Annotated in this window: 6 protein-coding genes; 2 read left to right on the forward strand and 4 right to left on the reverse strand. The window is 69.3% G+C overall.

The genetic code is table 11. From position 1 onward, the window contains the following. Positions 1 to 63: 63 nt before the first annotated feature. Positions 64 to 1116: a virulence RhuM family protein gene (locus P0D62_RS16100; RefSeq protein WP_275703567.1), complete on the reverse strand. Its 1053-nt coding sequence runs from the start codon at positions 1114 to 1116 to the stop codon at positions 64 to 66. Then, entirely contained in the window at positions 1097 to 2077 is a 981-nt protein-coding gene (locus P0D62_RS16105) for a LysR family transcriptional regulator (RefSeq protein WP_275703598.1), read from the reverse strand. Before P0D62_RS16105 ends, P0D62_RS16100 begins: the two co-directional genes overlap by 20 nt. Positions 2078 to 2205: 128 nt before the next feature. On the opposite strand from P0D62_RS16105, the gene P0D62_RS16110 reads away from it, so the two are divergent. Together P0D62_RS16110 and P0D62_RS16115 are read left to right on the forward strand one after the other, a co-directional pair. Next, complete coding sequence (locus P0D62_RS16110) at positions 2206 to 5766, forward strand: bifunctional proline dehydrogenase/L-glutamate gamma-semialdehyde dehydrogenase (RefSeq protein ID WP_275703568.1); 3561 nt, start codon at positions 2206 to 2208, stop codon at positions 5764 to 5766. A gap of 190 nt (positions 5767 to 5956) precedes the next feature. Further along, positions 5957 to 8572, forward strand: coding sequence for a hypothetical protein (locus P0D62_RS16115; protein ID WP_275703569.1), 2616 nt, complete (start codon positions 5957 to 5959; stop codon positions 8570 to 8572). Positions 8573 to 8712: 140 nt separating this feature from the next. Here the strand turns inward: P0D62_RS16115 and P0D62_RS16120 are convergent, their stop codons facing one another. Beyond that, positions 8713 to 10446: an ABC transporter ATP-binding protein gene (locus tag P0D62_RS16120; protein WP_275703570.1), complete on the reverse strand. Its 1734-nt coding sequence runs from the start codon at positions 10444 to 10446 to the stop codon at positions 8713 to 8715. After that, a complete protein-coding gene (locus P0D62_RS16125) occupies positions 10443 to 12266 on the reverse strand; it encodes an ABC transporter ATP-binding protein (protein WP_275703571.1) in 1824 nt (607 codons plus the stop codon). Before P0D62_RS16125 ends, P0D62_RS16120 begins: the two co-directional genes overlap by 4 nt. Positions 12267 to 12427 lie beyond the last annotated feature (161 nt).

The following is a 12427-nucleotide window of genomic DNA, read 5'->3' on the forward strand; positions in this document are numbered from 1 at the left end:
CTACTCCTGCACCGCTGAGGTGTAGCTGAATCTTGCCCGTCGTAGCCACGCCGCTCCTGCCACTCACTGAGGCGGCTCCGAGCTTGCCGGGGCCTCGGGAAGCGCCAGGAAGCGATCGAAGTCGCTGACGAAGGCGCGGTCTTGGGTGACCCTGTACCTCTCGAACTCGGAGAGCGCATGTGCCCGCGCGATCTCGGCCGTGACCCTGCCCGCGTCCTGCAGCACCTCTCGATCAGTGGCCTCAAGGAACCTGTTGAGACGTGTCTCCCAGTCCGCCATGGTCATCGGGATCTTGCGCAGCGCCATGCTCTCCGCCACATCCAGATATGCGGACACCAGGCGGGAGAGCTGCGCCATCTCATCGGCGGTCAGGTAGTTCTTCGCCACCACCACGTCGTACTGCTGGATCTTGCCCTCGGGTGCGGCCTTCCAGGTGGTCAGGCCCATGTGTTCGCGTTCAGCATCGGCGCGAGTCACGATGGTCTCGGCAGCGGTCTGCCCGTGGATCGCCCAGTGCAGCTTGTTTTGCACGGTGGCGAAGAATCGCTTGGTGGCCGCTGCGGTGGAGTCGTAGTCAATGGCGGTGGAGTAGATGTCGGTGATCTTCTGGTAGAAGCGCCGCTCCGACATGCGGATCTCGCGGACGCGCTGCAGTTGCTCCTCGAAGTACCGCTCGTTGAGGACGGTGCCGCCGGCCTTGAGCCGCTCGTCGTCCATGGCGAAACCCTTGATGGAGTACTCCTCCACGATGGCCGTTGCCCACTTGCGGAACTGCACCGCTCGCTCCGAGTTCACCTTGTAGCCGACCGCGATCACCGCCGCCAGGCTGTAGTGCTGGGTGCGGTACTGCTTGCCGTCGGTGGCAGTTGTTCGAAAATCTCTAATAACTGAATCCGCCAGCAACTCCGAGTCCTCGAAGATCGTCTTGAGGTGGTAGTTGATGGTTGGAACCGAGACGTCGTACAGCGTCGCCATCATCTTCTGGCTGAGCCACACGTTCTCCTCGGCGTAGATCGCGTCCACTCCACCATCTCCGGTGGACGCGACAAAGGTGAGGTACTCCGCTGCCGACGACCGCGCCGCTCGCTGCGGTGACCTATCGCTCTGCATTGCCATCAGAGGCTTCCTTTCCACGCGCCGCGCCATCTGGCCTTGCGCTCCCAACGCTACCGATGGCCTCTGACAATGCGGCGGCTTCTTCACGCAAGGCAGCCCGGACCGCGATCACGGCGGGGTGTTCCGTACTCGAGCGACGGGCGGCGGTGAAGACGGTGCGGTGCGGGTTTCCTGCCAGGTCGACGAGGCGCAGGCGGTGAGCCGCCCCGATATGCACCAAACCGGGCAGCAGAGCGACGGCATTGCCCGACTCCACCAGACGCACGTGGGCCTGAAGGTCGGCGGTCTCGTAACGGACGTCCGGCTCGAAGCCGGCGCTGCGACAGGCCTGTTCCGCCCAGTGCCTGGAGGCCGCCCCGTGAGGTTCCATCACCCAGGGCAGTTCGGCCGCGTCGGCCAGCCGGCGGGCACCGTCGAAGGCCTCGTCGCCATGTCCCAAAGGGGGAAGGGCCAGGCGGACAGGATCGGTGACCAGTTGCTCGCGGTCGAGGCCGGCGAAGTGGGCGGCGGAGTGGCCGGGGTACTGCTCGGCGATCACCAGGTCGAAGCCACGCGTCGACGTCTCCTTCAGCGCGTCCTCCGGCTCGTGCTGCACGATCTCCACCCGGAGCTTCGGGTACTCGGCACGCAGCCGGCGCAGCGTCTGCGGCAGGATCGCGAGCAGTGCGGTCTGGAAGACGGCCAACCGCACGGTGCCGCTCACCTCGGGGAGGCCGCGGTGAAGCTCGGCCTCGGCTCGCTCCAAGCCAGCGAGCAGCTCCTCGGCAGCGGCCACCAACGCGTCGGCGGCAGGGGTCAGCTCAAGCGTCCGACCCACCTTGCGCAGCAGGTCGACGCCGGCCTCGCGCTCCAGCAGAGCCAGCTGCTGGGACACCGCGGAGGGGCTGTAATTGAGGGCCTCGGCGACGGCCGCGACAGTGCCGCGGGCATTCAACTCCCACAGCAGACGCAAGCGTTTCATCTCGAGCACAACGCCACCCTTTCCATCAGAATCTCTTAACTATATAGCGCAGAAAGAATCGCTTTACTTCACTCTTTGGGCGGCGGAGACTGGAAGTCGTAGAGCGCACTACGTCGAGAGGCACCACGATGTCCACCGCATCACCCCTTGTCCGCCCGCAGGAACTCGCCGACGAGGCCATCGCGTTGGTGCGCCGATGGTTGGCCGAAGCCTCCGGATACAAGGTGGACGCCTCCGCCGCGCTACTCGCCGACGTGCTGCGCGACCCGAACGGCCTCGACTTCACCGTCGGATTCGTCGACGGCGTGGTGCGCCCCGAAGACTTGGGCGTCGCTGCCCACAAGCTCCAGCAGCTCACCCAGATCAGCCCGAAGTTCCTGCCGCCGGCCATGCGCGGCGCCATCGGCCTGGGCGGCGCGCTCGCCACCCCGCTCCCCCGCGTCGTCGTGCCGATCGCCCGCACGGTGCTGCGCCAGATGGTGAGCCACCTCATCATCGACGCCAGCGAGGCCCGGCTCGGCAAGGCGATCGCCAAGATCAAGCGCGACGGTGTACGGCTCAACGTCAACCTGCTCGGCGAGGCCATCCTCGGCGAGGGCGAGGCCGCCCGTCGCCTGGCCGGCACCCACACGCTGCTGGCCCGCGACGACGTCGACTACGTCTCGATCAAGGTGTCCTCCACCGTCGCGCCGCACAACCACTGGTCATTCGACGAGGCCGTCGGGCACGTCGAGGAGAAGCTGGTGCCGCTCTTCGCGCGCGCCGCTGCGGCAACGCCCAACAAGTTCATCAACCTCGACATGGAGGAGTACAAGGATCTCAACCTGACGATCGCGGTCTTCCAGCGCATCCTCGAGCGCCCCGAGTTCACCAACCTGTCCGCCGGCATCGTGCTGCAGGCCTACCTGCCCGACGCGCTCGGCGCCATGATCGGTCTGCAGGAGTGGGCCGCCACCCGCGTCGCCAACGGTGGCGCGCCCATCAAGGTGCGCGTCGTCAAGGGCGCCAACCTGCCGATGGAGCTGGTCGACGCCGCGATCCACGGCTGGCCCGCCGCCACCTGGGGCACCAAGCAGGCCAGCGACACCAGCTACAAGGCCGTCCTCGACTACGCCCTCACCCCCGAACGTACCAAGAACGTACGGATCGGCATCGCCGGCCACAATCTCTTCGACGTGGCTCTCGCCTGGCTGCTGGCCAAGGCCCGTGGCGCTGAAGCCGGCATCGACGTCGAGATGCTGCTCGGCATGGCCACCGGTCAGGCCGAGGCGGTCAAGCGCGAGGTGGGCTCGCTGCTGCTCTACACCCCCGTCGTGCATCCCGAGGAGTTCGACGTCGCGATCGCCTACCTGATCCGTCGCCTCGAAGAGGGCGCCAGCCACGAGAACTTCATGTCGGCCGTCTTCGAGCTCAACGACGACGCCACGCTATTCGAGCGTGAGAAGAAGCGCTTCCTGGCCTCCCTCGACGCCCTGGCCACGATCACCGCGCACGGCGACGTCGCCTCCTACGACGTGCCCAAGCCCAACCGTCGCCAGGACCGTCGCCACTACGACGAGGCTGGTGCCGAGGCTCGCGTGGAGGCGCTGGTCGCGGCGGGCTACGACGGCTTCGCGAACTGCCCCGACACCGATCCCGACCTGCCCGGCAACCGGGCATGGGGTCGCGAGATCGCAAACCGGATGGTCGATTCGACGCTGGGCAACGACACCGTCGCCGCGTCGCTGATCACCGACCAGGAGACGTTGGACGCCGCCATCGCGCGCGGCGTCGCGGCCGCCGACGGCTGGCACGCCTTGGGCGCCGACGAGCGCGCCCGCATCCTGCACCGCGCTGCCGAACGCCTGGAGGCACGACGCGCCCAGTTGCTCGAGGTGATGGGCAGCGAGACCGGCAAGACGCTCGATCAGGGCGACCCGGAGGTGAGCGAGGCCATCGACTTCGCCCACTTCTACGCCACCCTCGGCCAAGAGCTGGAGAAGACCGACGGGGCCGAGTTCGTGCGGCAGAAGCTCACCGCCGTCATCCCGCCGTGGAACTTCCCCGTCGCCATCCCCGCCGGCGGTGCACTGGCCGCGCTGGCCGCCGGCTCGTCGGTGATCATCAAGCCCGCCACCGCGTCGGCCCGCTCGGGCGCCGTCATGGTGGAGGCGCTGTGGGACGCCGGCGTGCCGCGCGACGTGCTGCAGACGGTGCAGTTCCGGGACCGCTCGCTCGGCTCCGCGCTGGTGGCCGACCGACGCATCGACCGCCTCATCCTCACCGGCGCCTACGAGACCGCCCAGGCCTTCCGCGAGCTGCGCCGCGACCTGCCGATCCTGGCCGAGACCAGCGGAAAGAACGCCATCATCGTCACTCCCCACGCCGACTACGACCTCGCGGCCAAGGACGTCGCGCAGTCGGCCTTCGGGCATGCCGGCCAGAAGTGCTCAGCCGCGTCGCTGGTGATCCTCGTCGGCTCGGTGGCCACCTCCCAGCGCTTCCGCAACCAGCTGCTCGACGCGGTCCGCTCGCTCAGCGTGGGCACCCCGGAGCACCTCGAGACCCAGATGGGCACCGTCATCGCCGCGCCGTCGGGCAAGCTGCTGCGCGGCCTCACCACGCTGGGCGAGGGCGAGAAGTGGCTGCTCGAGCCGCGCCCGCTCGCCAGCAGCAGCCCGCTGGCCCTGGACAAGAGCGGCGAGAACAAGCTGTGGAGCCCCGGCGTGCGCGACGGCGTCGCCCGCGGCAGCGAATACCACCTGACGGAGTACTTCGGCCCCATCCTCGGCATCATGACCGCCAAGACCCTCGACGAGGCGATCGACATGGTCAACGAGATCGACTATGGCCTCACCAGCGGCCTCCACTCCCTCGACCACGACGAGCTTGCGCTCTGGCTCAGCCGCATCGAGGCCGGCAACCTCTACGTCAACCGCGGCATCACCGGCGCCATCGTGCGTCGCCAGCCGTTCGGCGGGTGGAAGAAGTCGGCGATCGGCGCGGGCACCAAGGCCGGCGGCCCCAGCTACCTGCACGGGCTGGTCGGCTGGAAGGACGCTCCGGTGGCCGCCAGTGGACGCACGCTTCGCCCGTCGATCGAGCGGCTGCTTACCGCAGCGGGCCAGGCCGGCATGGCGGCCTCCGAGGTCGAGTGGCTGACTGCCGCCGCGCAGACGGACGCAGCCGCGTGGGAGGACGAGTTCGGCATCGCCCGCGACGTCTCCCAGCTCGGCATCGAGCGCAACCTGCTGCGCTACCTGCCCGTGCGCGTGCACATCCGCATCACCCCCGACGCCGCCCTGACACACGTGGTGAGGGCAGTCGCGGCGGGTATTGCCGCGGGGGCTCAGCCGCGCCTGAGCACGCCGATCGCGCTGCCCTCCCCCATCGTCAAGGCGATGGAGGCGGCCGGCGTCACCGTCCGCTACGACGACGATGCGGCCTGGCGGGCAAAGCTCGGCCGGCTCGCCGCCAAGCAAGGCCCCAACGCCGGCGCGCGGGTGCGCGTCGTGGCCGGGGAGTCGCGGGAGCGCGTCGTCGCCGCGGTCTACGAGGCGACGGACGGCAAGCCCGATGTAGCGGTGTACGGCGGCGAGGTGGTCTCGGCGGGCCGCGTCGAGATGCTCCCGCACCTGCGCGAGCAGGCCGTCGCGATCACCGCTCACCGTTTCGGCACCCCGAACCACCTGAGCGACGGCCTCATCTGAGGGCGCCTGCGCGCATACCCGGGTCAGGCTTTGCGCTCCAGTGGGAGATGTTCCACCTCAGACGGTGGAACATCTCCCGCTGGAGTCCCTCGTCTCCACTGCCGACGCGCCAGATCTAGAGACGGGCCTCCTCTACGCGGAGCTTGGGACGTGGTGAGCGCTTGTCGGTGAGGACCGGCAGAATATAGGCATGAGTGAATCGCGGGGTGGGCTCGAACAGCAGCGAGTGCTGAGGTTCTGGTGGATGCTGGAACTGCTCAACCCGCAGCCCTTGCCCCCGCGGACGAAGGAGGGCTCGTCGTCAGCGGACGAGCGGATCATCGAATGGCGGCCTGGGCAGCTCTTGCCGTGGCAGTCGCTGGCCGCGCCCAAGCCCCTGGGTGGGGCGCGTCGGGTGTGGCGGCACACCGTCTACCTCGGGGCCTACCGACAAGACGATGCCCGCCGACGGCTGCGCGAGATCTTCGGCGCCGACGCGCGCGATGGGCGTCGCGGTGGCGAGAGCGCGTGCGCCGGCGTGCTGGTCGATCACGAAGGCCGGTTGGTGGCCGGATCGGCCGTGTTGTCCTCCGAGCTGTGGGCGCTCACTCGCATCACCCATCCCACGCAGCCCGATCCCCGGTGGCAAGAGGCCTTCCCGCGGGCGACGCAAGACTTCGCCGACGCCGTCGACCGGTATCAGGGGTTTCGCCGCGCGGTGGCGGGCACGGCTCAGCCTCGGCAGCCCGCTCAAGATCCGGTGTCGATGCGCGAGCTGGTGCGCATCGCGCATGAGAGCGCCGGCGTCGCGGGAATGGCGACGCTCGCCACCACCCGGATCGTTATCAAGTCGGTCGCGATCCCGGCGCTTCAGGCCGACGTGCCCGCCACCGACTTTCTCAACAGCCCCTACCTCGACGACCTGTCCGCCGTCCGGCGCCACATCGTGGTGCGTGGCGCGCCCGGTGCGGCACTCGGCGCCTATCTCGTCGACGATGCCGCGCTCGAGGCTCATGACCGGGTGGATGTCGTCGCATCGCCGCGAACCGTGGACGCGGGGGTCACCATCGAACGGCTGCCCAAGGGTCGCTGGCCCTCCGATCCCACCTGCGCGGCAGTGCTGAGCGAGCAGTTCGTCGTCAACAAGGCGCTGGACCACCTGGATGAGCTGCCCGGACTGATCGGCGTGCACACTTCCGAACCGGCCGGCGGAACCGCCCTGCTGCGCGACATCCTGGCCGGCAACATCGTCGAACGCGCACGGCGCCTGGCCTCGCTTCTTGTTCCCGACGACGCGTTCACCTCCACCGTTCACCGCTGGAACGCTCGGGACGGACGGCAGCATGTGGTGCGCGCGCTGCGACCGGAACTCACGGGTTTCGAGATGCTGGCCGTCTCGGCCACCGACCGCGACGCTCGCCATACGGCCGCCCAGCTCGTGGACTCGGAACAGATCGACGAGCGGTGGCGCGACGGCTGTGGCTACCTCCCGGATATCGCCGCAGCCGTGAGCGGTCGCGCTCGGCAGGACGCCTCCGCGGTCGACCAGCCGTGGGTGTTGGTCGCCGCGACGTTGGGCGACAAGCGCCACCGGGAGTCGTTCTGGCACCGGTTCTGGGGCGACGACGAACCCCTCGGCCAGCCGGGAATGGCGTCGCGTCTCGAGCGGCGGAGCAGCGGTGAAGCCCCGGTCAAAGACTGGCATCAGGCCCGCGACGACTTCATGCGGGCCGAACAGCGCGTCGATGATCTCCTCGACGAGCGACGACGCGCCCACCGGCGCCTGCTGAGCATCCCGCAGTCGGCTCGCAAGGTGGAGCAGTTGCAGGAGTTCACGGCTCATCTCGAAGAGACGCTCGGCACGGCCGAGCACGAGGTTGCCGAACATCGCGCCGTCGTCGAGCGCGCCGATGCCAAGGTGGCCGAGGCGAAGGTCCGACACGAGCAGCAGCTCGCCGCGCGACCGGGTGGGATGGATGCGCTTCTCAGCTTCGGTCGGGCTACCCGTGACTGGCAGAACGGCCTCGACGCCCGAACCGCCGATCTCCGGAGCGCCGAGCAACGGCAGAGTGAGGCCGCGGAGAATGATCGTCAGCTGAGGGCGGGCCTCGACAAGCTGCGAGCGGACACCGACGCCGCGGCGGCAGATCTTTCCGATGCGCAAGCCACGCTCGCCGCGCTCCAGGCCCAAGCCGCGCTCGACAAGACGCGTTACGGCGACGGCTATCCCGACGAGGACTGGGTGGGCGAACGCCGGGAGCAGCATTCACCTTGGCTGGACGCCGAGTTGGAGGAGGCCCGCTCCGAACTGTTCTTCGCCGCGCTGCAGCTGCATGAGGATTTCCTCGCCAACACCGCCGGCACCATGCTCGACGGGCTCCGCGCCGCCGGCGACATCGTCACCGGCGCGCAGCCGCCCGCTGTCCCGGCCGACAAGCTCACGGCCGCCTGGCAGCTGCTCTTCCTCGCCGTGCCGGTGATCTCGACCACCTTCGGGTGCGTGAGGAGCCTGTTCGGCAAGGCCGGGCCGGAGGCGCTCGGGTGGGTGTTCGTCGACGACGGCGGTCGGGTGGAGCCGTCCCACGCCGTCGGCGCCATCTGGAGGGCCAAGCGGGCGATCGTCGTCGGGGACGCGTTGGGTCAAGGCGCCGTGGCGCAGGTTCCGCCGGTCGCTTCACGTGACATCGCATCCGCCTTCGGCATCTCCGAGACGTGGACCCCACCCACGGCATCTGCGCAGTCCCTGGCCGACCGAGCCTCGCGGCATGGCACCTTCGTCATCCGAAACCAGAAGCCCGTGTGGGTGGGAATCCCCCACGCTCTTTGAGGTGCGAGGCCGCCCGCGGCCGAGCCTCGAAAAGAGCCAGCCGACGGCCGAAAAGCAGTCCCAGCCAAAGGTCACGCTGATTTCTCTTCGAGGCTCCTCCAGGGTCTTCGAGGTGCGATGACGGAGCGTCGGGTGGGTCGTCAGGTCAGGGTCCAGCCGCGGGCTCGGGTCTGGGCGGCCCACATGCGGGAGTAGCGGCCGTCAGCGGCGAGCAGCGACGTGTGGTCGCCGACCTCACGCACCTCGCCGTCCTCCAGCACCACGATCTGGTCGGCCGCGACGACGGTGGAGAGCCGGTGGGCGATCACGACGACGGTCTTGTTCGCCACCAGGCGGTCGATGGCCTCCTGCACCATCACCTCCGACTCGGTGTCCAGCGCCGAAGTGGGCTCGTCGAGCAGCACGATGGGGGCGTCCTTCAGCAGTGCGCGGGCGATCGCGACGCGCTGGCGCTCTCCCCCGGACAGCTGGTTGCCGATCTCGCCGACGCGCGTGGCGGCGCCATTGGGCAGGCGGGCGATCAGTTCGCCGCAGTTGGCGGCTTCCAGCGCGGCATGCACCTCGTCTTTGGTGGCCTCCGGCCGAGCCATGGCGACGTTGTCGAAGATCGTGGTGTCGAACAGGTGCACGTCCTGGAAGACGACGGCGATGTGGCGCATCAGCTCGCGCCCGGTGACCTCGCGGATGTCCGTGCCGCCGATCAGCACGCGCCCCTGCTGCGGGTCCGCGAACCGGGAGATGAGCCGCGTCATGGTGGTCTTGCCGCTGCCCGAAGGCCCGACGAAAGCGGTGAGCGTACCCGCCCGGAGTTCGAGCGTGACGCCCTGCACGGCAGGCGCGGCGGCGTCGCGGTAGGTGAAGGTGACGTCGTCGAAGGCGATGTCATGGCCCTCGATGACGGCCGGCTCGTCGGGCTCGGGCAGCGCCGGGATGCTCAGCACCTCGTCGATCCTGGTCATGGCGCCCTCCGCCACCTCGAACACCGAGGTCATGGTCGCGGCGCGCGCCAGCGGCTCGGCGAGCCCGGCGGCGGCGACGACCACCGCGGCGGCCATGACGGCGGATAGCTCGCCGCGCAGGACCAGCGCGGCACCCATCGCCACGACGCCGGCGACGGCGAGGTTGGCCCCGATGGCACCGCCGGTGAGGCCGAAGATGCTCTGGTCGATGGAGCTGCGCAGCGCGGCGCCCTGGTGCCGAAGGGCCGCAACCAGCCGCTCGGAGCGCTCGCCCGCCTGCCCGGAGGCCTTGAGCACGGGCAACCCCTGCACGTACTCGACGATGCGGTCGGCCGTCTCCGCGTCGGCCTCGCCCACCACGCGCTGAGCGCGCGCCTGAGCGGCGTTGGTTCGGGCGATGAAGAACGCGGCCACGGCGGCGCCGACGAGCGCCCCGAGCAGGAGGCGCATGTCGATGGCCGCGAGCGAGACGACGAAGGCGAGCGGGATCACGATGAGACGCAGCATCAGCGAGGCGACCTCGCTGACCGAGAGCAGGCTCATCGTGACGTCCTGGTTGATCACCGTCGAGAGCCCGCCGGAGCGTCGCCGCGCCAGCTCTTCCGCAGGGATGCGGCGGAGCTTCTCGCCCAGCCGCAGCCGGATATCGGACATCAGCTCCGGGAACAGGGTGTAGGAGAAGTTCAGCTCGCCGACGCGGAGCAACGACTCCACCACCAGCAGTACGCCGAGAGCGATGAGCACCACGAGACCGGTCTGGTGGTTGCCCTCCAGCAGGGTCACGACGAGCGGCAGGAGCAGCACCACCGCGATACCGTTGGCCACGGCCCCGAGCTCCGTCAGCCGCAACGACCGCTGCCACTGCGGAAGGTATGGGCCGGCCGCAGCGTGCATCAGCTGCAGGATCCGCCTCATGACAGTGCCTCCTCTGCCTCGCGCCGTAGGCCCCAGCCCTGGGCGCGCAGATGTCGGTCCCATAGCCGCGCGTACCGGCCGCCCGCCGTCGCCAGCTGCTCGTGGGTGCCGGTCTCGACGACACGGCCGTGGTCGAGCACCACGATCTGGTCGGCGTCGACGATGGTGCTGAGCCGATGCGCGATCACGATCACGGTGCGGCCCTTGGTGAGTTCGGCGACGGCGTCCTGGATGGCCGCTTCGTTCTCCGGGTCGGCGAAGGCAGTGGCCTCGTCGAGGATCACCACCTGAGCGTCGGACAGCAGAGCTCGGGCCACGGTGACCCGCTGCCGCTGCCCGCCCGAGAGCGAGGCGCCGCGCTCCCCGACGACGGTGTCATAGCCGGCGGGCAGGGCCAGGATCTCGTCGTGGATCCGGGCCGCGCGGCAGGCGCGCTGGATCTGCTCGTCGGTGGCCCCCGGCACCCCCAGTGTGAGGTTCTCGCGGATGCTGGCGTGCAGCAGGAACGGGTCCTGGAACACCAGCGCGATGTGCCGGAGCAGCTCGTCGGGCGCGATTTCGCGCACGTCCACACCACCCACCTGGATGCTGCCGGCGGTGACGTCGAAGAACCGCGGCACGAGCCGGGCGACGGTGGACTTGCCCGAGCCAGAGGGCCCCACCAACGCGCAGACGGAGCCGGCGGGGATGTCGATCGAGACGTCGGTCAGTGCGGGGGCGCGGTCGGCGTCGTAGGAGAAGCAGACGCGGTCCAGCCGGACGGAGCCGTCGGCGGGGCGCTGAGGCTGGGCTGCCTCCGGGAGCGCCGGCAGGTCGAGCACCTGGGTGATCCGCAGCGCGGCGGCCATGGCGCGCATGTTGTGATCGGTGAGGAACATCAGCGGTGAGAACGCGTCCACCGGCAGCGAGGCGAGCAGGAGAACCACCACCACGGACATCGGCTGGATCCAGCCCGCGCCGGCCATGGCGTAGCCCGCGATGGCCAGGAGGATGGTCACGGGCAGCGGGGCGATCAGGATCCGTGACGCCAGGGCCGCCCCCCGAGTGCGGTCGTTCCAGGCCCTCATGTGCGCGGTGAACGCCTGCACCCGCTCTGCGAACCGGCTGAACGACTCTGACCCGCCGTCGAAGGTGCGCACCTCCTGCATGCCCTGCACGTATTCGACGCTGGCGGCGTCGATGGCCTCGAGGGAACGGTCATAGGCCTCGCGTTCGGACGCGTAGTCACGCATAGACAGGCCCATGGTGATGGCGAACAGCGGCAGGATCGCGAGCACCACCAGCAGAAGCCGCCACTCGATGAGTCCGATGGCCAGGAGCGCCGCGAGCATCCCGCCGAGAGCGCCGCCGAGCATCGACGGCGAGTCCGCGATCGCCGAGTGCATGCCGCGCACGTCGCCGTGCACGATCTTCTTCACTCCGCCCGCGCCGAGCCGCTGGACGGTGCCGAGTGGCAGTCGGCCGAGGTGCGTCGTGATGTCGCGCCGCATCATCGACTCGTGGTCGAACGCCGCTTGGTGCGAGACGACGCTGCCCAGCGTCGACAAGACGGCCGAGCCGACCATCGCGCCGATGATCGCCGCCACCCATCCGGTCGCTTCCGGGGCGCTGCTGCCCTGGATCAGCCGCGTGACGAGGAGCCCGCTCAGCACGAGGGCGGTCACCCGCAGCACCGCGCCGAGGCTGCCGAGCAGCACCGACAGCACCAATCTCGCCTTGATGGGGGCTATCAGCCTGGCCAACGCCTGCGACGGAGTCGGCCCGGACGACGTGGCACCCGGCCTGTCGAGGACGGTTGCTTGCTCTCCCGCTGCAGTCATCGCTCGTCTCACTCTCCGTGCGCCGACCCGGGTTGTACACCCCGACAAGGACAGCGCCTATATACGCAATGCATACGTTACGTTAAACATCGAGCTGGAGACACAGCGGGTCGCTATTTAGCTCGCTCCTCCGAGAGCCTGCCCACCGACGCCCGTTGAAG

The sequence above is a fragment of the Tessaracoccus caeni genome (assembly GCF_029211185.1).
Taxonomy (GTDB): domain Bacteria; phylum Actinomycetota; class Actinomycetes; order Propionibacteriales; family Propionibacteriaceae; genus Arachnia; species Arachnia caeni.